General features: G+C 71.6%; 18 protein-coding genes and 1 pseudogene. 13 read left to right on the top strand and 6 right to left on the bottom strand.

Translation table 11 applies throughout. The features are described 5' to 3' along the window. Positions 1 to 493 precede the first annotated feature (493 nt). From CM1CMNOD_RS10465 to CM1CMNOD_RS10435, 7 genes and pseudogenes are all read left to right on the top strand, one after another. Positions 494 to 871: an ArsR/SmtB family transcription factor gene (locus tag CM1CMNOD_RS10465; RefSeq protein ID WP_013873621.1), complete on the top strand. Its 378-nt coding sequence runs from the start codon at positions 494 to 496 to the stop codon at positions 869 to 871. Between the two features lie 177 nt (positions 872 to 1,048). Further along, the gene (locus CM1CMNOD_RS10460; RefSeq protein ID WP_013873620.1) at positions 1,049 to 1,531 is read left to right on the top strand and encodes an NADH-quinone oxidoreductase subunit B family protein; all 483 of its coding nucleotides are present in this window, start codon (positions 1,049 to 1,051) and stop codon (positions 1,529 to 1,531) included. Beyond that, a pseudogene (locus tag CM1CMNOD_RS24405) lies at positions 1,528 to 3,608 on the top strand (proton-conducting transporter membrane subunit). Before CM1CMNOD_RS10460 ends, CM1CMNOD_RS24405 begins: the two are co-directional and overlap by 4 nt. Beyond that, on the top strand, positions 3,605 to 4,558 hold the full coding sequence (locus tag CM1CMNOD_RS10450; RefSeq protein ID WP_013873619.1) for a respiratory chain complex I subunit 1 family protein: 954 nt from the start codon (positions 3,605 to 3,607) through the stop codon (positions 4,556 to 4,558). The pseudogene CM1CMNOD_RS24405 and the gene CM1CMNOD_RS10450 overlap by 4 nt, the downstream one beginning before the upstream one ends. Positions 4,559 to 4,619: 61 nt before the next feature. Continuing rightward, positions 4,620 to 5,279, top strand: coding sequence for a hypothetical protein (locus CM1CMNOD_RS10445; RefSeq protein ID WP_013873618.1), 660 nt, complete (start codon positions 4,620 to 4,622; stop codon positions 5,277 to 5,279). Then, positions 5,279 to 6,862 (top strand): proton-conducting transporter membrane subunit, encoded by a 1,584-nt coding sequence (locus tag CM1CMNOD_RS10440; protein WP_013873617.1) that lies wholly within the window; start codon positions 5,279 to 5,281, stop codon positions 6,860 to 6,862. The genes CM1CMNOD_RS10445 and CM1CMNOD_RS10440 overlap by 1 nt, the downstream gene beginning before the upstream one ends. 5 nt (positions 6,863 to 6,867) lie before the next feature. Next, positions 6,868 to 8,412 (top strand): NADH-quinone oxidoreductase subunit C, encoded by a 1,545-nt coding sequence (locus CM1CMNOD_RS10435; RefSeq protein WP_013873616.1) that lies wholly within the window; start codon positions 6,868 to 6,870, stop codon positions 8,410 to 8,412. 88 nt (positions 8,413 to 8,500) lie between these two features. Here CM1CMNOD_RS10435 and CM1CMNOD_RS10430 read toward each other — a convergent pair whose 3' ends face one another. Continuing rightward, positions 8,501 to 8,944, bottom strand: a complete 444-nt coding sequence (locus CM1CMNOD_RS10430; RefSeq protein ID WP_013873615.1) for a winged helix-turn-helix transcriptional regulator — start codon at positions 8,942 to 8,944, stop codon at positions 8,501 to 8,503. 81 nt (positions 8,945 to 9,025) lie between these two features. Between CM1CMNOD_RS10430 and CM1CMNOD_RS10425 the strand changes: the two genes are divergently transcribed. Beyond that, positions 9,026 to 10,495 (top strand): DHA2 family efflux MFS transporter permease subunit, encoded by a 1,470-nt coding sequence (locus CM1CMNOD_RS10425; RefSeq protein ID WP_013873614.1) that lies wholly within the window; start codon positions 9,026 to 9,028, stop codon positions 10,493 to 10,495. A 149-nt stretch (positions 10,496 to 10,644) separates the two neighbouring features. After that, complete coding sequence (locus CM1CMNOD_RS10420) at positions 10,645 to 11,154, top strand: hypothetical protein (protein WP_043603483.1); 510 nt, start codon at positions 10,645 to 10,647, stop codon at positions 11,152 to 11,154. An 80-nt stretch (positions 11,155 to 11,234) separates the two neighbouring features. On the opposite strand, the gene CM1CMNOD_RS10415 is transcribed toward CM1CMNOD_RS10420, so the two are convergent. The 3 genes from CM1CMNOD_RS10415 to CM1CMNOD_RS10405 all read right to left on the bottom strand — a co-directional run bounded on the left by CM1CMNOD_RS10415 (position 11,235) and on the right by CM1CMNOD_RS10405 (position 14,374). Continuing rightward, a complete protein-coding gene (locus CM1CMNOD_RS10415; protein ID WP_013873613.1) occupies positions 11,235 to 12,311 on the bottom strand; it encodes an MFS transporter in 1,077 nt (358 codons plus the stop codon). A 430-nt stretch (positions 12,312 to 12,741) separates the two neighbouring features. Further along, a complete protein-coding gene (locus CM1CMNOD_RS10410; protein WP_013873612.1) occupies positions 12,742 to 13,542 on the bottom strand; it encodes an HAD family hydrolase in 801 nt (266 codons plus the stop codon). Positions 13,543 to 13,705: 163 nt separating this feature from the next. Further along, entirely contained in the window at positions 13,706 to 14,374 is a 669-nt protein-coding gene (locus CM1CMNOD_RS10405; RefSeq protein WP_013873611.1) for an HD domain-containing protein, read from the bottom strand. A 230-nt stretch (positions 14,375 to 14,604) separates the two neighbouring features. Here CM1CMNOD_RS10405 and CM1CMNOD_RS10400 point away from each other — a divergent pair, with 230 nt between their 5' ends. Further along, the gene (locus CM1CMNOD_RS10400; protein WP_013873610.1) at positions 14,605 to 14,799 is read left to right on the top strand and encodes a hypothetical protein; all 195 of its coding nucleotides are present in this window, start codon (positions 14,605 to 14,607) and stop codon (positions 14,797 to 14,799) included. Here CM1CMNOD_RS10400 and CM1CMNOD_RS10395 read toward each other — a convergent pair. Further along, positions 14,788 to 15,108, bottom strand: coding sequence for a hypothetical protein (locus CM1CMNOD_RS10395; RefSeq protein WP_131769537.1), 321 nt, complete (start codon positions 15,106 to 15,108; stop codon positions 14,788 to 14,790). The two genes, CM1CMNOD_RS10400 and CM1CMNOD_RS10395, sit on opposite strands and share 12 nt — an antisense overlap. Before the next feature lie 38 nt (positions 15,109 to 15,146). Between CM1CMNOD_RS10395 and CM1CMNOD_RS10390 the strand changes: the two genes are divergently transcribed. Together CM1CMNOD_RS10390 and CM1CMNOD_RS10385 are read left to right on the top strand one after the other, a co-directional pair. Continuing rightward, positions 15,147 to 15,575 (top strand): hypothetical protein, encoded by a 429-nt coding sequence (locus CM1CMNOD_RS10390; protein WP_013873609.1) that lies wholly within the window; start codon positions 15,147 to 15,149, stop codon positions 15,573 to 15,575. Continuing rightward, the gene (locus CM1CMNOD_RS10385) at positions 15,572 to 16,120 is read left to right on the top strand and encodes a GNAT family N-acetyltransferase (RefSeq protein ID WP_013873608.1); all 549 of its coding nucleotides are present in this window, start codon (positions 15,572 to 15,574) and stop codon (positions 16,118 to 16,120) included. The genes CM1CMNOD_RS10390 and CM1CMNOD_RS10385 overlap by 4 nt, the downstream gene beginning before the upstream one ends. 136 nt (positions 16,121 to 16,256) lie before the next feature. Here the strand turns inward: CM1CMNOD_RS10385 and metH are convergent, their stop codons facing one another. Next, positions 16,257 to 19,775 (bottom strand): methionine synthase, encoded by a 3,519-nt coding sequence (metH, locus tag CM1CMNOD_RS10380; protein WP_431307083.1) that lies wholly within the window; start codon positions 19,773 to 19,775, stop codon positions 16,257 to 16,259. A 311-nt stretch (positions 19,776 to 20,086) separates the two neighbouring features. Here metH and CM1CMNOD_RS10375 point away from each other — a divergent pair, with 311 nt between their 5' ends. After that, complete coding sequence (locus CM1CMNOD_RS10375; RefSeq protein WP_013873606.1) at positions 20,087 to 20,926, top strand: PAC2 family protein; 840 nt, start codon at positions 20,087 to 20,089, stop codon at positions 20,924 to 20,926. Positions 20,927 to 21,034 lie beyond the last annotated feature (108 nt).

Below are 21,034 nucleotides of genomic sequence, written 5' to 3'. Positions count from 1 at the left end.
AGACAACGGTTTCCACCGACGGCTTCCACTGGTGTAGGTGGAAACCGCTGTCATAACGACGGAAACCACCTACGCTTTGCGCCGCTTGCGACGGGAGTGTCCGACGATCTTTACGGGTGATCTTCGGAGCGAGGCCATGAGCCGTGGAGGCAGGTGAACGTCGCTGTCCGTCACACCGTTTGGTGAGCGGACCCCGCCGCCATAGGGCTCGTGGGCGGTGGCGTGCACCACCCATTTTTGGCGTCTCCTTCAGTTGCTAATGTTTGCAATTGGTAAGGTCGCCGTGCCGCGTGCGGGGAACAGCCAGTGGCCGGCCACGGGCCACCGGGCGCGCCAGACGCCGGCAACACGGACCGTGGCGACACGAACCGTGCCGTGGCGATGCGGGGCATCTCGGCCTGGGCGCGATGGGGCGGGTAGCCGGGCACGAACAGCGAGGGGGGCGTACGAAAGGTGAGCCGGTGACGCGACGGTGAGCGGCGGGGCTGCGTCGGTGACCGCGCCTCTCTACCAACTGAAGGCGGAGCTCTTCAGGACGCTGGGGCATCCGGTGCGTATCAGGGTGCTGGAGCTGCTCAGCCAGCGTGAACACGCGGTGGCGGAACTGCTGCCGCAGGTTGGTGTGGAACCAGCCCACCTCTCCCAGCAACTGGCGGTGCTGCGCCGGGCAAACCTGGTCGTGGGCCGCAAGGAGGGCTCCTCCGTTCACTACTCGCTGACGAGCCCCCACGTCACCGGCCTGTTGACGGTCGCGCGGACGATCCTGACCGGAGTGCTGACCGGCCAGGCCGAGTTGCTCCAGGACCTGCGTGCCGTCGCGCCGGAGACCGGGCCGCCACCACACCAGCCACACCAGCCGCAGCTGCCGTAGCTGTCGTACGGTCCCGCGGCACCACCCGGCGGGCATCCCGCGCCAAGCCCCGTCTCCGGCCAGGGCGGTCACCGCGGGTACGGGTTCCGGCTCGAGTTCCGAGCCGGTCCAGACCAGTTCCAGAGCATTTTTTCGACCACCACGAAGGACGTCGTCACCGAACATCAGGAGCATGTGGTGAATCTGCTGCGCAAGATCCGCAAAACCGGGCGGGTGGCCGAACAGGCCCCGCCAGCGCCGCAGGCGGAGCGCCTACCGGCGGCCCGCGAGCTCGCCGGCTCGGTACAGGTCCGATGTGTCGATGCCGGGTCCTGCAACGGGTGCGAGATCGAGATTGCCGCCGCGTTCGGCCCGGTCTACGACGCCGAGCGGTACGGGGCGCGCGTGGTGGCGTCACCCCGGCACGCGGACGTGCTGCTGGTCACCGGGCCGGTGACACGCAACATGGCCGAGCCGCTGCGCCGCACGGTGGAGGCGACACCACGGCCACGGCTGGTGATAGCGGTGGGTGACTGCGCGCTGAACTGCGGGGAGTTCGCCGGCGGCTACGGCGTGCAGGGCCCGGTGGCCGACGTGGTGCCGGTGGACCTGCAGGTGCCGGGCTGCCCACCGGAGCCGGACGCGATCGTGGCCGCGCTACGCACCGTGACCCGCCGGTGAGCGGTCTGGTCGGGCCTGCGCTGGCCACCGCCACCGGGCTGGCCGGCGCCGGGACGCTGGCCGGGGCGTTCACCCCCGAGCGGGTGCGGCCGGCCCTGGTGGGGGTGTGCACCGCCGGGGTCGGCGTGGCCGGGCTCACCGCCGGGCTTGCGGCGCTCGGCGGTGGCGCGCCGTGGCCGGCGAGCCTGCCCGACCTGCTGCCGTTGGCCGGGGTGCATCTGACGGTGGACGCCCTGTCCGGGCTGTTCATGGCCGTCTCCGGCGCGGTGGTGGCGCCGGTGGCGCTCTACGGGATCGGCTACACCGGGCACGGGGTGTCCGCCCGCGGGGTGCAGGCGGTGTTACCCGTCTTCGCGGCCACGCTGCTGCTGGTGCCGGCGGCGTCCAGCGTGTCGTCCTTCCTGCTGTTGTGGGAGCTGATGGCGGTCGCCTCGCTGCTGCTGGTGCTGGCCGAGCACCGGTCGCGGGCCGCGGTGCGCGACGCCGGGGTGTGGTACGCGGTGATGACGCATCTGGGCCTGGTGGCGCTCCTGATCGCCTTGGCGCTGTTCGCGGCCCGCGCCGGGGGTGAGACGTTCACGGCGCTGCGCGCGGGCGCGGGCGAGGTGTCACCGGCCGTCCGTAGCACGGTCTTCGTGCTGGCGGTTGCCGCGTTCGCGTCCAAGGCGGGCACGGTCCCGCTGCACGCCTGGCTGCCGCGGGCGCATCCGCAGGCGCCCAGCCACGTCTCGGCGCTGATGAGCGCGGCCATGGTGAACCGGGCGTCTACGGGGTGATCCGCGTCGGGTTCGACCTGCTCGGGGGCGGGCCGCGCTGGTGGTGGCTGGTGCTGCTGACCGCCGGGGCGGTCTCGGCGGTGTACGGGATGTTGCAGGCGGCGATGGCCACCGACGTCAAACAGCTGCTGGCGTACTCGACGAGCGAGAACATGGGCCTGGTCCTGATCGGCGCCGGGGCGGCGGGGATGTTCGCCGCCGCCGGGGAACGGCCCCTGGCCGCCCTGGCGCTCGCCGCCGCGTTACTGCACGTGGTCAGCCATGCCGCGTTCAAGGCGCTGCTGTTCTGCGCGGCCGGGTCGGTGCTGCGGGCCACCGGGGTGCGTGACCTGGACGCGCTGGGTGGGCTGCGGGCCCGGATGCCGGTGACGGCCGGGCTGTTCGCGGTGGGCGCGCTGGGGGCGGTGGCGCTGCCGCCGGGCAACGGGTTCGTCAGCGAGTGGCTGCTGCTGGAGTCGCTCGTCCACGGGCTGGGGGTGCCGGGGACGGCCAGCGCCGTGGCGCTGCCGCTGGCGGTTGCCGCGATCGCCCTGTCCGCGGGGCTGGCCGCCGCCACCTTCGTCAAGGCGCTCGGGGTGGGGTTCTTCGCCCGCCCGCGCGGTGCCGAGGCGGCCGCGGCGCGGGAGAGCCCGCCGGTGATGCTGGCCGGGATGGGGCTGCTCGCCGCCGGCTGTGTCGCCCTGGCGCTGGTCCCGGGGACGCTGACCGGCGGTCTGTCCGACGCGGTGGCGGCGACCGGCCTGACCGGGCCGATCGGGCCCGCCGGGACGGCCGGAGCAACTGGCCCAACCGGGGTGGACGTCGGGCGGGCGTTGTCCGACAGCGGGGTGGACATCCGGCTGGACCGGCTCGCCACGACGCTGTCGCCGCTGTGGGTGGCGGTCGCGCTGGCGGTCGCGATACTCGCCGTGGCGACGGCGACACGCCTGCTTACGCGCCACCCCCGTCGCGTCGGGGCCGAGCTGTGGGACTGCGGCGGCGGCGCGCCGAGCGCCCGCATGCAGTACACGGCCACATCGTTCGCCGAACCGTTACAGCGTGTGTTCGACGACGTGCTCGCGCCCGAGCAGGACGTCGACGTCACCCCGACCCGCGAATCGGCCTACCTGGTCGAACGGGTCCGCTTCCAACGGAGGATCCCGGACCGGATCGAGTACCGCCTGTACCGGCCGGTGCTGGCGGCGCTGGCCGGGGTGGGCGCGTCCGCACGGAAGCTGGCCAACGGCAGTGTGCACCGCTACCTCGGCTACGGGTTCTGCGGGCTGGTCGCCGTCCTGCTGGTGCTGGCGGTGACCCGGTGAGCGCCGTCGGGACGGTGGCGGTGCTCACCCAGGTCACCGTCGTGGTCGCCGGGGCGCCGCTGCTGACCGGGCTGATGCGGCAGGTACGGGCCCGGATGGAGGGGCGCGCCGGCGCCGGCGTCGGGCAGCCATGGCGGGACCTGCGCAAACTGCTGCGCAAGCAGCCCATCACCCCGGTGGGTACCGGCCCGGCCTTCCGGCTGGCACCGCTGCTGCTGGTCGCCACCACCCTCGTGGTCGCCGCACTGGTGCCACTGGCGTCCACCGCCACCCCGGTGCGTGACAGCGCGGACCTGCTCGTCGTGGTGACACTGCTGGCGCTGGGCACGGTGATCCTGGCGCTGGCCGGCCTGGACACCGGGACCGCCTTCGGTGGCATGGGCGCGTCCCGTGAGATGACCGTGGTCGCCCTGGTGGAGCCGACCATCCTGCTGTCGGTGGTCGCGCTGTCGATCCCGGCCGGGTCGACCAACCTGCCCGCCATCGTCGCGCACGGCGTCCACGACCCGGCCCGGCTGGCCTCCCCCGCCAGCCTGCTGGCCGGTGTCGCCCTGGCCGTGGTCACCCTCGCCGAGACCGGCCGGCTGCCGGTGGACAACCCGTCCACGCACCTGGAACTGACGATGATCCACGAGGCGATGATCCTGGAGTACGCGGGTCCGGATCTCGCCCTGATCGAGCTCGGCGCCCAGATGCGGCTGACGGTGCTGCTGGGCCTGCTCACCAGCCTGTTCGTCCCCTGGGGGATCGCCACTGGCACCGCGGCGGCGGCCCTGCCGCTGGCGCTGGCGCTCTTCGCCGGGAAGGTCGCCCTGCTCGGCGCCGGGCTGGCCGCGGCCGAGGTGTTCTGGGCGAAGATGCGCCTGTTCAAGGTGCCCGAACTGCTCGCCGGCTCCTTCCTGCTCGCGCTGCTCGCCGTCGGCGCCTCGTTCTTCCTACCCGGAAACTGAAGCCCGCCATGATTCTGTCTCGCCGCCCCGCGCCTCGCCGCCCCGCACAAGGTGGGCCACGATGAGCACCGGCACGTACACCCAACTGCTCGACCTGGCCTGCGGGGTGTTCCTGCTCGCCGCCGTGCTGGTGCTGTGGCGCCGCGAACTGACCGCGCTCGTGCGCCTGTTCGCCGTCCAGGGGGTGGCGCTGGCCGCCATCGCCGCCCTGTCCGGCATCCACGAGCACCGGTTCGAACTGCTGGCCGTGGCCGTCGGGATCCTGGTGCTGCGCGCCGGGGTGCTGCCGTACCTGATGCGGCGGGTGCTGGCCGCCAGCGGGGAGACCCGGGAGACCGAGCCGCTGGTCAACGTGGCGGCCTCGCTGCTGACCGCCGCGGCGCTGACCCTGCTTGCCTACGCCGCGTCCCGCCCCCTGGTGGAGCTGGCGCCCAGCCCGGCGACCCGGGCGCTGCCGGTCGGCCTGGCCGTGGTCCTCATCGGCTTCTTCACCCTGGTCACCCGGCGCCGCGCACTCGCCCAGGCGGTCGGATTCCTGCTACTGGACAACGGCATCACCGCCGTGGCCTTCCTGGCCACCTCCGGCGTGCCGCTCATCGTCGAACTCGGGGTCTCCTTCGACGTGCTGCTCGCCGTCCTGGTCCTGCAGATCCTCACGACCCGGATGCACGCCACCTTCGGCGGGACCGACATCGACGACCTGCGGGAGCTGCACGACTGATGACCCTCGCCGCCACAACATCCGTCGCCGCGGCATCCGTCGGCACGACCTTTGCCGCCTCAGCACCAGCCGGCACCACATCCGTCGCCGCCACGCTGCTGCTGACCGCCCCGGTCGCGGTCGCGCTGGCCACCGCGGCCGGCTACGCCGTGCTCGGCTGGCGGCCGGCCACCGCCTGGGCGGGTCTTGTCTCCCCCGCCACGATCCTGGGCTGCGCGATCGTGCTGGCCGTCCGCGTCCCCGGGCACGGGCCGGTCACCGGCTACGGCGGGCTGGCCCGCGCCGACGCCCTGTCCGCGTGGATCCTGCTGGTCATCGGCGCGGTCGCGGTCCTCGCCTGCGCGGCCAGCCCCGCCTATCTGGCGGCGGAGAACGCCGCCGGGCACACCGACGCCCGCGGCGCGCGCCGCTACGGCATTCTGGTACACGCCTTCCTGGCCGCGATGGCCGTCGCCGTCCTGGTGGCCAACCTCGGCGTGCTGTGGGTGGCGATCGAGGCCACCACCATCGTCACCGCCTTCCTCGTCGGCCACCGGCGGACCCGTGCCTCGGTCGAGGCCGCCTGGAAGTACGTCGTCATCTGCTCCGCCGGGATCGCCCTGGCCTTCCTGGGCACCATCCTGATCTACTACGCCGCCCGGCAGGCCGGCATCTCGGAAGCCTCCGCCCTGGACTGGCCGGTGCTCGTCGCCCGGGCGCACGAGCTGGATCCAGCCGTCACCCGGATGGGGATCGCCCTGGTCATCCTGGGGTTCGGCGCCAAGGCCGGGCTGGTGCCGCTGCACGCCTGGCTGCCCGACGCGCACAGCCAGGCCCCGGCGCCGGTGTCGGCGCTGATGTCCGGGGTGCTGCTGGCGGTGTCCTTCACCGCGATCCTGCGCTACAAGGTGATCGCGGACGTGGCGCTGGGCCCCGGGTTCGCCCGGACCCTGCTGGTCGGTGCCGCCGTGCTCACCCTCGCCCTGGCCGCCGCCCTGCTGCTCGGGCAACGTGACTACAAGCGCATGCTCGCCTACTCCAGCATGGAGCACATGAGCCTGATCGCGCTCGGCGCCGCCGCCGGCAGCCGGCTGGCGACCTCCGCGGTGCTGCTGCACATCGCCGGCCACGGGCTGGCCAAGAGCGTCGCGTTCTGCTCCAGCGGGCACATCCTGCACCTGCGGCACACCACCCGCATCGGCCGGGTGCGCGGCCTGCTGGGCCAGGCGCCGGTCCTCGCCGCCGCGTTCGGCCTGGCCGTGCTGGCGCTGCTCGGCTTCCCGCCGTTCAGCCTGTTCGCCTCCGAGCTGGCCATCGCCCGCGCCGGTTTCACCGGGCCCGCGGGGCTGGGCTGGGCCACCGCCGCCGCGCTGGTGCTGGTGCTGGCCGCGTTCGCGGCGATGACCGTCCGCACCGCCCACATGCTGCTGGGGCCCGCCCCCGGCCGGGACGGCGGCACCACCGCCGCGGTCCCGGTACGGTTCGGTGCCGCGGTGTGGGTGCCACTGGCCGTCGGGCTGCTGGCCTGCGCCGCCCTGGGCGTCAGCGACGTCCCCCTGAGCAGCCTGCTGTCCACCGCCGCCGCGATCACCGAAGGGCCCTGACACCCATGTGCCCCGACCCGACCTCCCGCACCGACCAGCCCTGTCCCGGCCAGCCCCACGCCGCCCGGGACGTGATCGACACCGGGGTCACCGAGCTGCCCCGGCGGGTCCGCGAGATGCTGGCCGACGGCCACCGCCTCGCCCTGGTCGCGGCCCACCACGACGGCGCCGACGCCCCGGGCGGCCCGGCCATCCGGGTGGTGTACCTGTTCGTCAAGGGCCCGCCCGACTCCCGCGTCGAACTGCACGTCCGCCTCGACCCGGACACCCCGGCGCTGCCGAGCCTCGCCCATCTGTCCTTCCCCGCCGGCCGGTTCGAACGCGAGATGCGTGACCTGCACGGCATCGTCCCGCTGAACCATCCGCTGCCCCGCCGGCTGGTGCGCCATCCGCACTGGCCCCGCGGCTGGTATCCGATGCGGCCCGACGCCGGCCCGCCGCCGCCGTTCGCCGAGTCCGAGGGCCCCTTCCCGTTCCTGACCGTCGAGGGCGACGGCGTCTACGAGATCCCGGTCGGGCCCGTGCACGCCGGACTGATCGAACCCGGCCACTTCCGCTTCTCCGTCGTCGGCGAGACCATCCTCAAGCTCAAGGCCCGGCTGTGGTTCGTCCACAAGGGCATCGAAAAGCTCTTCGAACGGCGTGACGTGGAGCGGGGGCTGCCACTGGCCGAACGGATCAGCGGTGACACCGCCGTCGGCCACGCGCTGGCCTACTGCCTCGCCGTCGAGGAGGCCACCGCCACCGCCGTCCCCGAGCCGGCCCGGCGCGCCCGGGCGCTCCTGCTCGAACTCGAACGGCTGCACAACCACGTCGCCGACCTCGGCGCGCTGTGCAACGACGTCGGGCACGGCATCCTCAACGCCCAGGCCCAGCGCGTCCGCGAACAGCTGCTGCGCCTCAACCAGGAGGTCACCGGGCACCGTCTGCTGCGCGGGGGCGTCATCCCCGGCGGCGCCGCCGTCCGTGCCCTGCCGGATCCGGCCCGCATCCGCGCGATCGGTGACGACATCCGCGACATTGTCGCCCTCGCCCTCGGCCACAGTACCGTGCGTGACCGTTTCACCGGCGCCGCCCGCCTCGACGGCCGCGCCGCCCGCGACCTGGGCTGCCTCGGCTACGTCGCCCGGGCCAGCGGGGTGCGGGTGGACGCCCGGCAGGCCCATCCGTTCCTCGACTACGGCGACGCCCTCACCGTCCCCGTGCACACCAGTGGGGACGTCCTGGCCCGTTTCCTCGTCCGGGCGGACGAGATCGACGTCTCCCTGGCCCTCGTCGAGAAGCTCGCCGCCGGCCTCACCCCCGGCGTCACGCGCGCCGAATCGGGTGCGGGTCTCGGCTCGGGCGTGGGCATCGTCGAGGGCTGGCGCGGCACCATCACCACCCGTGTCGAACTCGCCCCCGACCGCGCCCTGGCCCGGGTGAAGGTCGTCGACCCGTCCTTCTTCAACTGGCCCGCTCTGCCCATCGCCCTGGCAGACACCATCGTCCCCGACTTCCCCCTGACCAACAAAAGCTTCAACCTCTCCTACGCCGGCAACGACCTGTGACTTCCAGACGGAAATATCCGAAGATCTTCCATGAGGATCTTCGGATATTTCCGCGGGTCGCGGAGACAGCGGAGATACCCGAACATCATTACGGGCTGGACGCGGGAACCTGTGCCCGTCCGCGCTCCGGCTGCGAGCGGGGCGGATCCGCCGGCGCCGCCGCGGTGTCGTAGGCGGCGCGGGCGTGGGCGATGGCGCCGCTGTGCCGCTCGGCCCATTCCACCAGGCCGGTCAGGTAGGAGTACAGCTCCTGTGCCATGGCGGTGAGGCTGTACTCGACCTTCGGCGGCACGGTGGGATAAACGGTCCTTGTCAGCAGGCCGTCGCGTTCCAGTCTGCGCAGGTTCAGGGTGAGCATCCGCCGGCTGATGCCCTCGATGGCGCGTTCCAGCTCGGTGAACCTGACCGGGCCGCGCGCGGCGGCGACCAGGATGCTGATGCTCCACTTACCCGCCACGTGGTCGAGCACCTCGACGAGTGGACACGCCTGCTCGATGACCTCTCCGGGCACATGCGTGTGACTGCGTGACATAAAAGTGCCTCCTTCCCCCGGCACCTCATGGTTACAGAAGATGACGGCTGTAACAAATGATGCCCCAAAGGGAGGTTCACAATGACCCCGCCCACCACACGGGCGAACGCATCGCCGTGGCTGACCGTCGTCCTGCTCTGCGTCGGCCAGATGATGATCATCCTGGACCAGAACATCGTGAACGTGGCGCTGCCCGCCGTGCAGCGCGGCCTCGGGTTCTCCGCCGAGAACCTCGTCTGGGTGGTCAACGCCTACGTCATCCCGTTCGGTGGCCTACTGCTTCTGGCCGGACGGCTTGGTGACCTGATCGGACGGAAGGCCGTGTTCCTCACGGGAATCGCGCTGTTCAGCGCGTCCTCCATACTGTGCGGTGTCGTGACCAGCGACGCGGCGCTGATCGCGTCCCGCTTCATCCAGGGGGTCGGCGGCGCGGTCGCCTCCGCCTGCGTCCTCGGCATGATCGTAACCGCGTTCTCCGAACAGCGCGGGCGGGCACAGGCCATTGCCGCCTACAGCTTCGCCTCCGCGGGCGGTGGCGCGGTCGGGCCACTGCTCGGCGGCATCCTCACCGATCTGCTCAGTTGGCGCTGGATCTTCTTCATCAATGCGCCGATCGGCGCCGTCCTCATCGTGGCCGGCGTGCGAGTACTCCCCAGGGACCGCGGTAAGGGAACGGACAGGGGCATCGACTTCCTGGGAGCCCTGCTGGTCACGGCCGGCACGATGCTGCTGGTCTACACGATCGTGGACGTGGAGCAGGTCGGTTGGGGAGCGGTCCGGACCCTGCTGCTCGGCCCGCTGTCCCTCCTGTTGCTGATTGGGTTTGTCGCCCGCCAGGCCACGGTCGCCAGTCCGCTGCTGCCGCTGGGGCTCTTCCGCTCGCGGAGCCTGGTCGCGGCCAACATCGTTCAGTTTCTGATGGTTGCCGGCATGTTCGGACTGCTGTTCTTCGGCACGCTCTACCTGCAGCGGGTGCTGGAGTACAGCTCACTACGGGCCGGTGTCGGGGTCGTGCCCGTCGCCATGGTGATCGCGGCGGTCTCCCTCGGCCTCTCGACCCGGCTCATCATCGGATTCGGCCAGCGCCTGATACTCCTGCTGGGACTTGTCCTCATTATCGCGGCGTTCGTCATGCTGTCGTTCGCCCGGGCCAACGGCAGCTATCTGGTGGACTTCCTACCTGCCGGCCTCGTCATGGGGCTGGGCTTCGGCCTGGCCGCGCCGGCCATCATGGGGCTCGGCATGGCCGCCGTTACGCCTGCCGAGTCCGGCATCACCTCCGGACTGTTCAACACCACCCAGCAGATCGGGGGCGCGATCGGCCTTGCCGTGCTGAGCGCCCTTGTCAGCGCGCGCACGAACAACCTCACCGCCGCCGGGGAAACCGAGGCGGAATCGCTGATCGGCGGCTATCACGTGGCCTTCCTGACCGCCGCCGGATTCGTCCTGATCGCCTTGATCATCGGTGCTGGGATACTCAGGGCCACACCGTCCGCGGCCATCGGGCAACAAAGCATTACGCCTTCCGAACAGGACGCCGTGGTCTCCTGACCAAGTGGTCGTCGGACACCGACTTCGCTGGGGAAGCGGACAGGCTCACGCCGGCATGTTGCGAGACTACGACCCAGTCAAGCGGATCGCGTTGCTGGCCTGCCTGCCTCCACAAGGCGCAGTGCCGGGCCCGTGACGACCTGGCGGCGATGTTCGACTTGACCGACCTGCTGGTGCTGACGGCGACCAGTGCCGACCGCCGGGGCCTCGATGCGGTGGAGCACGCCCAGGCCCACCGCACGCGCACCCGCGACTTCATTCCCGATCACGATCGGGATGGCCGACCGGTCGATGTGTCGTTCGCCTCACAGAACTGGCAGAAGACGTTGACCAACTGTGCCCATCCGGGCCGGTTCGCCCGCCGGCACTGCGAGGCGTGCGTGTTCACCTACCTGGCTGAGGAACTGCGCACCGGGGACGTGGCAGTCGCCGGCTCAAAGGACTACGCGGACTGGAGCGGCCAACTGCTGGCCTGGGAGGAATGTGAGGCCAGGCTGCCCGTCTACCTGGCCGCGACGTCGGCCCGCACCGACCTGGCGATGGCGATCCGGCCGCGCACGCGGCATCCCTGCCTCGCAGCTCGACTGGCCCACATGAGACCCTCACACCTTCGGCTGCTGCGCTCACCTGGAGCCTTCGCGCGTCCTCTGCCGCGATGAGAGGAGCGCACCGGCAAGTCCCGCGAGGACCAGCGCGGCGCCGAGGAGGTTGACGCCGGTGAAGCCCGCCCTGTGAAGGATCAGGCCGCCCGCAGCGGAGCCGCTGGCGATACCGGTGTTGAACACCGAGATGTTGACCGCGGCGGCAACATCGGCCGCGGAGCCGGCTTGATGGGACACGGTGAGTTGAGCGGGGTGCTGAAGGCGGGGAAGGCCGTCGCCCAGACCAGGGCGACCAGCCACGTCAGGACCGGGTCGGTCATGACCAGCGGGACGACGCCCAGGCTGGCGGCGACCAGGGCCGCGGCGGCGATCATGGTGTGTTGGGTGTGCCGGTCGGCGGCCATCCCCCCGACGATGTTGCCTGCTGTGGCGGCTATGCCGTTGGTCAGCAACAAGGCGCTGGCCGCGGCGGTACTCAGGCCGGTCTGCTGGGTCAGCAGGACGACGAGGTAGGTGGACGCTGTGTAGTGGCCGGCGGTGATGACGGCGTTGATGGTGAGGGTGGCCAGCAGCCGGGGTCGGGTCAGTGTCCTGACCGGGGCTGGCCGGGGTGGCGACGACCCGGCCGCGGGTTGCGGCACGACCCGGACGGCAGCTACCAGCGCTCCCGCCGCCACGACCGTCAGCACGCCGTAGACGGCGCGCCATCCGACCGCGCTTCCCAGCACGGTGGCGACCGGAACCCCGACGACGGTCGAGACGGTCACCCCGCCGAAGACGACCGCGATGGCACGCCCTTGCCGGGCGGGGCCGACCAGTCCCGTGGCCACGGTCAGGGCGATCGCCACATACACCGCCGCGGCCGCGCCGGTGAGTGCACGGGCCGCCAGCAGGGCCGGGAAACCGGGTGCGACAGCGGTGGCCCCGTTGCCGACGGCGAGTGTCCCCAGCGCGGCGACGAGGACGCGTCGGCGCGGCAGACGCCTCAGCGTCGCGGTCAGCACCGGCCCCGCCAACGCGACGGCCACGGCGTACACCGCGACGAGGGCGCCCGCCGCGCCGGCGGAGACGTTCAGATCCGCGCTGATGGCGGGGATCAATCCGGAGACGCCGAGTTCGCTGGTGCCCAGCACGACAGTGCCCAGCGCCAGCACTGCCAGCACCGGCGCCGCGGGTAGTCGCTGAGAACCACCCAGGCAAGAGTCAGGTCGCATGCCACCTTCTCGGAGGACAGGCAGGTCCAAGGGGTCGGCAGTCCGGCGTCACCGCTACCCGCACGGCGGGCACGCGCGCAGACGTGTTTAAGGGGAGAGGGGAGAGTTGAGCCAAAGCGCCAACAGAGGACGCGGCGAGCGACGGGTCCGCAGATTGACAGCGGTCACCCGGAAGACGACGGGTCACGCCCCGCCGATCGGCTCACACAGAGTGTGAAGACCGGCTCACAATACCCCGGTGACATGGGCGTCGGAAGGGTTCAGCCAAAGCACACACGCAAGAGACATTGGGTCGATCTTGACAGGCAGTCCCGCACGGCGATCTCGGCTGGTCCAGCTTTCTGGTCCAGCTCCGGAATCCGGTTTAGAGAACAGGGATGTCTGACCAGGCACAACATCGTTCTAGATCATTCCATTGCCGATTTCCCGCTTACCTTGACTGAACCCCTGCTTGAGTGGCCAGGATGTCGAGCAGGTCGAGGGTGACCTCGTGCAGGCTCGGGCGGACGGTCACCTGGGCGGCCAGCGGAGGGGCCACCACGGCCGGTATCGACGGGACGAGGATCGTCGGGCAGCCGGCGTCGAGGCCCGCCCGGGCGCCGGCCTCGCTGTCCTCCAGGACCACGCAGCGCGCCGGGTCGGCCCCGAGCAGCCGTGCCGCCGTCAGGTACGGCTCCGGATGCGGCTTGCGCCGGCTCACCTCGTCCCCGGCGACCGTCACCGCGAACCGGTCCGCACCGACCGCGGCGAGGACAGGGTCCATCAGGACCCGGAACGACGACGACACCAGCGCGGTTGCGATCCCGGCGGCGGCCAGCACGTCCAGCAGCGCCACGGCGCCGGGCATGGGGACGATCCGCTCGGGCTCGCCGAACAGCTCGGCGGTCCGTTCGATCAGGAAGCGGGCGGCGGCGTGTGGGTCGGCGTCGGGCACCCCGAGCATCGACAGCATCAGCGGCAGGGCGGTGTCCACCCCGTGGCCGATCATCGCGGCCTTGATCTCGGGGGTGAAGCGGGCACCCAGGCTGGCCGCCAGCTCGTGCTCGGCCACCGTCCACAGCGGCTCGGTGTCGACGAGCAGCCCGTCCATGTCGAACAGGACGGCGGCGACACCACTACGCCCCCGCGACTCACCGCCGTCCGCGGAGCTCGCCGGCAACGTACCGTCATCGGGGCCGTGAACGTCGAACAGGGCCGCGCTCCCAGGGTCCACAACGTCCACGGGATCCACCAGGGCCTGCTCTCCTCGGGGCGGGCCGGCTCCCTGACAGCGGCCGGTTCCCTCTCAGCCAACCAGGTCCTGCGCCATCGGTACCAGAGCACGTGACACGGATCATCCCGGCATTAGGCCACCTTACGGATCTCGCCGACTTCCCACGGACGACCGTTTATGGTCAATCCTTTCGGTGGTGGATGGGAGTGGATGGGAACAGCCCGGATCCGCGGCAGGCCGGGCCGAAGGTGGAGTCCGGTTCTGGCAGGCCCGGTCGGCGGCGGTAAGCAGGCCGGTGAGCTCGGCTGCCATTGCCGGGGGCAGGAACGGCACTGCCGCGGTGGTGAAGGCGTGAAAGTACGGGCATCTGCTCGCGGAAGGGATGGCGTGCCTGCCAGAAGGCGTTCGGGTCGTCGGCGCGGGCCGCGCGGCGGAGGATCGACCCGAACGCGACGATCTTGTCTGCGGTGGTGGCCAGCAGCGCCGGCATGTCGGTGGCGGCGAGCCGGTGGACACGGTCGAGCGTCTGTTCGCTGCTGGTATGCGGGTTGTGCATGGTGTGATGTTCGGCTTCCAGCACGCGGATGATCCGGAGAGTGTCCGCGCCGAGCAGAGACGTCACCAGTGGGTCGAGTTGGTCAGGTGGGGCCAGTTCGGGGGCGTCGTACAGGAGGACCGCGGCCAGCAGCGTGGGCGAGGCAGCCGGATGATGCCGACCGAGGACGACCGCGACACGGACCGCGTGGGCGAGCGCCGGGGCGCCGTCGATGCTGTGACCGGAGCACCAGTGCCAGGCAAGCTGTAGCGCGCTGGTAACGGTGGGATGGCGCGGTGGGGACAATATGGTCATGACCGGGTCTCCCGAGCGGCCGGCCGATGATGCTCTGATCTGTGTGACCTGCCCGTCCCGGGCCCTGCCCCGTGGACGGTTCGATGTCGCCGCGGGCCCTGACCCCCGCCGGTACACACTCGACCGGGCGGCCGGCTACCAGGTCGACCAGGCCAGCGGGGTGGCGGTCTGTGTGCATCCTCACAAGGTCGGTCTGCCCGCCGGGGCCTACGCCAGCGACGGCGGCCACGGTGCCGGCCGACACCGTGGCCGCCGTCGAGACGGGGGACGGGTGGGACGACCCGGACCTTGTCGACCGTCTGCTCGACACCGACGGGCCGGACGTGGTGGACATGCGGCGGGCGCTCGTCGCTGAAACGCCCGCCGCGGCCCGGCAGAGATTCCCTCGGCTACGGGGCGTGTTCCGACGTCGGTCAGCCGGGTAGGGCCGGCTCCGGTACGTCGAAGGTGATGCGGTGGGCGCGGCCGCCGGGATTGATACCGACGGAGGCGTACAGGCCGTTGAGGATCGTGTGCCGTCGGGCGGTTTCCTGCGCGCCGATCCAGTACCGGCGATTGGGTTCACCCCAGCCGGCGGCCTGGTAGCAGGCGTCGGTGTAGCAGCCCGGTTCGTAGTCGAACTGTTCCTGGTCGGTCATGTGGACCAGGTCGAGCGCGAGGCTGCGTTGCATGCGGGAGATGAGAGTGTGCTGGGCGAGGCCGGCGCGCGTCGGGCAGACCCCCGCCCTGCTCACCAGGCACGGTCGGCGGCGCCCAGACCACACTCACAGCGATGGCCAACAGCCTGTTCGACTCGGCGCCGATGTTCGGTGAACCCCCGTTCGACGCCGAAGCCGTCGCCGGGTTCACCGCGGTCGTCGCCGGACGGCTCGGCGACGGGGAACGCGCCGAGACGCACGCCCGGCAGTCCATCGCCATCCTGGACGCGCACGGCGGCGGCTACCCGGAGGACTACGGCAACACCCTCGTGGCGCTGTCCGTCGCGCTGCTGGCGCGTCCGCGTCCGGAGCCGGAGGAAGCCGCGGCGGTCGCGATGCGCGCGCTGGACGTCGTTGCCGCGTTCCCGACCCGTACGGTCGTGCAGCGAGCCCGGGACCTCTCCGGCCTGTTCACCGACCACCGCGGGCTGCCCCCGGTGGCGGACTTCCGGGAACGGCTCGCGGCCGAGGCGCCGCGGCTGATGCTGACCGTCGGCGTATGACCCTGCGGTTCGGCCAGCCGGCGGCCGTCACCATTCCCACAGTCATCACCGACCGGCTGATCCTGCGCTGCTGGCAACCGGAAGACGTCGGCCCGTACACCGCGATGGCGGCTCATCCGGACATGTCCCGGTACACCGGCAGCCCCCGCGACCGGGAAGCGGTCCGGGACATGGAAGCGGCCCTGACCGGCCACTGGCATCTGTGCGGGTTCGGCATGTGGGCCGCGGAAGACCGGTCGAGCGGCGAGTTCGTCGGCCGTGCCGGGCTGTACCGGCCGGAGGGCTGGCCCGGCATCGAAGCCGCCTGGACGATCCGCCGGGACCGGTGGGGGCAGGGGCTGGCCACCGAAGCCGGAGCGGCGGCACTCGAGTTCGCCTTCACCCGTGTAGGGGCCGACGAGGTCATCTCCCGGATCCACCCGGACAACGCCGCGTCGATCCGGGTTGCCGCCAAGCTCGGCCTGACCGACGCACACCGCACCTTCCGCGGCGACGCCGTCTACGCCATCACCCGGCGGACGTGGACGTCCCGCACCGGCGGGTGAGGCCTCACGCGACGCAGGCGGCCTGATCGTGAATGGCGCGGGACGGGCACCGTCATCCCGGCCCGTCGTCGACAGCGGCCGGCGGGCCGGTCATCGCCGCGTCGGCCAGGACGTCGGGCAGCCGGCGGCGCGAGGGTCAGGTGGCGAAGTACTTGGCCTCGGGGTGGTGGGCGATGATCGCCGAGGTGGACTGTTCGGGGACGAGCTGGAACTCCTCGGAGAGCTCCACACCGACCCGGCCGGGGGTCAGCAGCTCGAACGCCCCGACCTGCTGCTCAAGGTCGGGGCAGGCGGGGTAGCCGAAGGAGTAGCGGGAGCCGCGGTAGCCCTGGCGGAAGACGGCGGCCAGCTCGTCGGCGTCGGCGGCGCCGGTGGGGGTGCCGTCCGGCAGGAGCAGTTCGGCGCGGATCCGCTTGTGCCAGTATTCGGTGAGCGCCTCGGTGAGCTGCACGGACAGTCCGTGCAGCTCCAGGTACTCCCGGTAGGAGTTGGCGGCGAACAGCTCCGCGGTGACCTCACTGATCCGCCGACCCATCGTGACAATCATGAACGGGACGACGTCGACCTGGCCGGACTCCTCCGACCGGTAGAAGTCGGCCAGGCACAGCCGGCGGTCCCGGCGCTGGCGCGGGAAGGTGAACCGGGCCCGCTCCGCGCCGTCCCCGGACAGGACGATCAGATCCTCACCCTTGCTCACGCAGGGGAAGTAGCCGTAGACGACGGCCGCCTCCAGCATCCGCTCGGAGGCGATGCGGTCGAGCCACATCCGCAGCCGCGGCCGCCCCTCGGTCTCCACCAGCTCCTCGTAGGACGGCCCCTCGCCGCCGCGGGCGCCACGCAGCCCCCACTGGCCGAGGAAGGTCGCCCGTTCGTCCAGGTAGGACGCGTAGTCGGCCAGCGGGATGCCCTTGACGATCCGGTCCCCCCAGAACGGCGGGGTGGGCACCGGGTTGTCGGTGGCCACGTCCGAGCGCGGCGGCGCTTCGGTGGGGGGCTGCTCGCCGCGTTTCTCGGCCCGCGCGGCCCTGATCCGCTCGGTGCGTGCCCGGCGGGCGCGGCGCTCCGCGGCGCGCGGGTCGTCGGCCAGCGGCGGCGCCTGCCCGCGCTTGGCGGCCATGACCGCGTCCATCAGCGCGAGCCCCTCGAAGGCGTCCCGGGCGTAGCGGACGTCGCCCTGGTAGAGCTCGGCGAGGTCCCCCTCGACGTAGGCGCGGGTGAGCGCGGCGCCGCCGAGCAGCACCGGCCAGGTGGCGGCCACCCCGCGGGTGTTCATCTCCGCGAGGTTCTCCTTCATGACCACGGTCGACTTGACCAGCAGCCCGGACATGCCGATCGCGTCGGCGTCGTGCTCGGACGCCGCGGCCAGGATCGCGCCGATCGGCTGTTTGATCCCGAGGTTGACGACGGTGTAGCCGTTGTTGGACAGGATGATGTCGACGAGGTTCTTGCCGATGTCGTGGACGTCGCCCTTGACCGTGGCGAGCACCAGGGTGCCCTTGCCGCGACTGTCGGTGCGCTCCATGTGCGGTTCGAGGTAGGCGACGGCGGCCTTCATCACCTCGGCGGACTGCAGCACGAACGGCAGCTGCATCTGCCCCGAGCCGAACAGGTCGCCGACGACCTTCATGCCGTCCAGCAGCGTGTCGTTGATGATCGCCAGCGGGTCGCGGGAGCGCATCGCCTCGTCGAGGTCGGCCTCCAGACCGGTGCGTTCCCCGTCGATGATCCGCCGTTTGAGGCGTTCGTCCAGCGGCAGGGCGGCCAGCTCCTGCGCCCGGGTCGGCCCGGCGCCGCTGCCGTCCACCTCGGAGAACAGCTCCAGGAAGCGGGTCAGCGGGTCGTAGCCGTCGCGGCGGCGGTCGTGGACGAGGTCGAGGGCGACCTCCCGCTGCTCGTCCGGGATGCGCGCGGTCGGCAGGATCCTGGACGCGTGGACGATGGCCGCGTCCAGCCCGGCGGCGACGCACTCGGCCAGGAACACCGAGTTGAGCACCACCCGGGCGGCGGGCTTGAGCCCGAAGGAGATGTTGGACAGCCCCAGGATGGTCTGGACGTCGGGACGCCGGCGTTTGAGCTCGCGGATGGCCTCGATGGTGGCCACCCCGTCGCCGCGGGACTCCTCCTGGCCGGTGCCGAGGGTGAAGGTGAGCGTGTCGACGAAGATGTCGGCCGTGCGCATCCCCCACCGGTCGACGAGATAGTCGATCGTCCGTTCGGCGATCTGTACCTTGCGTTCGACGGTGCGGGCCTGGCCCTCCTCGTCGATGCACATCACCACGACGGCGGCGCCGTGCTCGACGACGGCGGGCATCACCCGGGCGATCCGGGAGTCCGGCCCGTCGCCGTCCTCGAAGTTGACCGAGTTGACCACGGAGCGTCCGCCGAGGCACTCCAGGCCGGCCTCGATGACCGGCGGTTCGGTGGAGTCGAGCATGACCGGCAGGGTGGAGGCGGTCGCGTAGCGGCTGGCGACCTCGCGCATGTCGACTGTGCCGTCCCGGCCGACGTAGTCCACGCACACGTCGATCATGTGGGCGCCCTCGCGGGTGGCGGCCCGGGCGATCTCGACGACGTCGTCCCAGCGGCCGTCGATCAGCGCGTCGCGAAACGCCCTGGACCCATTGGTGTTGGTGCGTTCCCCGACCATCAGGACCGAGGTGTCCTGCCGGAACGGCACGGACTGGTAGAGCGAGGCCGCGGCGGCCGGTTGCCCGGCCTCGACAGCGGGGGAACCCGTCCCGGCCGCCGTCGGGGAACCCGCCCAGGTGGCGGGGCGGCGGGTGCGCACGCCCCGGCCGGCGACCCGCTCCACGACCTGGCGCAGGTGCTCGGGGGTGGTGCCGCAGCAGCCGCCGACGAGCGCCGCGCCGTAGTCGCGGGTGAAGGCGTCCTGGGCGTCGGCGAGCTCCGCCGGGGTCAGCGGGTAGGTGGCGCCGTCCCTGCCCAGCTCGGGCAGGCCGGCGTTCGGCATGACCGACAGCCCGACCCGGGCCTGCTGGGACAGGTAGCGCAGGTGCTCGCTCATCTCGGCCGGGCCGGTGGCGCAGTTCAGGCCGATCAGGTCGATACCGAGCGGTTCCAGCGCGGTGAGCGCCGCGCCGGTCTCCGAGCCGAGCAGCATCGTGCCGGTCAGCTCCACGGTGACCTGCGCGATCAGGGCCACCCGCCGGCCGGCCTCGGCCATCGCGCGGCGTGCCCCGATGATCGCGGCCTTGGCCTGCAGGAGGTCCTGGGCGGTCTCGACCAGGATGGCGTCGACGCCGCCGGCGAGCAGGCCGGCGGCCTGCCGCTGGTAGGCGTCCCGCAGCGGCCGGTAGGTGATGTGGCCGAGGCTGGGTAGCTTGGTGCCGGGGCCCACCGAACCGAGGACGAAGCGGGGCTGGCCGGGCCGGCTCCAGAAGTCGGCAGCCTCCCGGGCTATCCGGGCGCCCGCTTCGGCCAGTTCCCCGATACGGTCGGCGATGCCGTACTCTCCAAGATTGGCGAGGTTAGCCCCGAACGTGTTTGTCTCGACTGCGTCACACCCGACAGCGAAGTAGGCGTCGTGGACAGCTCGTACCACGTCTGGACGCGTCACGTTCAGGATCTCGTTACAGCCTTCGTGCCCGTCGAAGTCGTCGAGTGTCAGGCTGGCGGCCTGCAGCATCGTTCCCATGGCGCCGTCGGCCACCACGACGCGCTCGGCCAGGACGGACAGCAGATCTCCTCGCACGTCCGAAGCGTACCGGTAGCATCACCGCCGCCCACGGTCGCAGCGTGCGCCCAGCACGGGGTTCGCCCTGCTTACGGGCCTACCGGCCGGCAATATTTTCGTCAGCCGGACGGTGGGGTGGGACGGGCCGGGGCGGTTTCGCGGCATTTCTCCGACAGTGGGTCACAGGGATCCGCCGGCACGCACGAACGTAGGACGTACCGTTGCACTGTCACAGGGGCAGTGAACCGCCAGGGGGCGGCAGGAGGTGGCAGGTGATCGAGTTCTCCGATGTCGGTCAGCTACGATCGCCGATCGTAGTGGCTGCCTTCGAAGGCTGGAACGATGCCGCGGACGCGTCGTCCGCGGCCGTCGAGCATCTGGAGTCGACGTTCGACGCGAGAGTCGTCGGCGCCATCGATCCGGACGACTACTACGACTTCCAGGTGAACCGGCCGACGGTGAGCGGGGCAGGTGATGCCCGTAAGATCGCCTGGCCGACGACCCGGCTGTCGGTGGCGAGTCCGACCAGCGGCGACAGCGACCTGATCCTCATCCGTGGTCTTGAGCCGAACATGCGCTGGCGCAGCTTCACCGACGAGCTGATCGAGGCCGTGCACGCCCTGGGCGGCGAGACGGTGGTCAGTCTCGGCGCGCTGCTCGCGGACTCGCCGCACACCCGCCCGGTGCCGATCAACGGCACCGCCGGGGATGCCGGCACCGCCGCCCGTTTCCGGCTGGACGCGTCGAAGTACGAGGGTCCGACCGGTATCGTCGGGGTTTTCGCGGACGCGTGCACCCGCGCCGGGCTGGCGTCGGTGTCCTTCTGGGCCGCGGTCCCTCACTATGTGGCGAACCCGCCCTGTCCGAAGGCGACGCTGGCGCTGCTGCGCCGGGTCGAGGACCTGCTCGACATCGAGATCCCCCTCGATGACCTGCCCGAGCGGGCCCGGGCCTGGGAACGCCAGGTGGACGAGCTTGCCGCCGGTGACACCGAGGTCGCCGAGTACGTCCGTGCGCTCGAGTCGAGGGAGCCGGAGACCGAGTTGCCGGAGGCCAGTGGGGACGCGATCGCCCGCGAATTTGAACGGTACCTGCGCCGTCGCGGGCGGTAGTCACCCAATCCCTGATCTGATCTTCGAACATCCTGTTCGAATGTGATATGCGACACAGGGCCTCCCCGTCGCCCGTCATGGCACTCCACCGCCCGACGGCCGCCGTTC

It is taken from the genome of Protofrankia symbiont of Coriaria myrtifolia, assembly GCF_900634755.1.
Taxonomy (GTDB): Bacteria; Actinomycetota; Actinomycetes; order Frankiales; family Frankiaceae; genus Protofrankia; species Protofrankia coriariae.
Note: the sequence above shows the minus strand (reverse complement) of the source record. Positions and strands in the feature narration are given on the sequence as shown.

Bases quoted from the DNA above. Each gene is read 5' to 3' on its own strand.
- CM1CMNOD_RS10445 (WP_013873618.1), top strand. From the start codon at position 4,620: ATGAGCACCGGCACGTACACCCAACTGCTCGACCTGGCCTGCGGGGTG.
- CM1CMNOD_RS10440 (WP_013873617.1), top strand. From the start codon at position 5,279: ATGACCCTCGCCGCCACAACATCCGTCGCCGCGGCATCCGTCGGCACG.
- CM1CMNOD_RS10435 (WP_013873616.1), top strand. From the start codon at position 6,868: ATGTGCCCCGACCCGACCTCCCGCACCGACCAGCCCTGTCCCGGCCAG.
- CM1CMNOD_RS10430 (WP_013873615.1), bottom strand. From the start codon at position 8,944: ATGTCACGCAGTCACACGCATGTGCCCGGAGAGGTCATCGAGCAGGCG.
- CM1CMNOD_RS10425 (WP_013873614.1), top strand. From the start codon at position 9,026: ATGACCCCGCCCACCACACGGGCGAACGCATCGCCGTGGCTGACCGTC.
- CM1CMNOD_RS10420 (WP_043603483.1), top strand. From the start codon at position 10,645: ATGTTCGACTTGACCGACCTGCTGGTGCTGACGGCGACCAGTGCCGAC.
- CM1CMNOD_RS10415 (WP_013873613.1), bottom strand. From the start codon at position 12,311: ATGCGACCTGACTCTTGCCTGGGTGGTTCTCAGCGACTACCCGCGGCG.
- CM1CMNOD_RS10405 (WP_013873611.1), bottom strand. From the start codon at position 14,374: ATGACCATATTGTCCCCACCGCGCCATCCCACCGTTACCAGCGCGCTA.
- CM1CMNOD_RS10390 (WP_013873609.1), top strand. From the start codon at position 15,147: ATGGCCAACAGCCTGTTCGACTCGGCGCCGATGTTCGGTGAACCCCCG.
- CM1CMNOD_RS10385 (WP_013873608.1), top strand. From the start codon at position 15,572: ATGACCCTGCGGTTCGGCCAGCCGGCGGCCGTCACCATTCCCACAGTC.
- metH (WP_431307083.1), bottom strand. From the start codon at position 19,775: ATGGGAACGATGCTGCAGGCCGCCAGCCTGACACTCGACGACTTCGAC.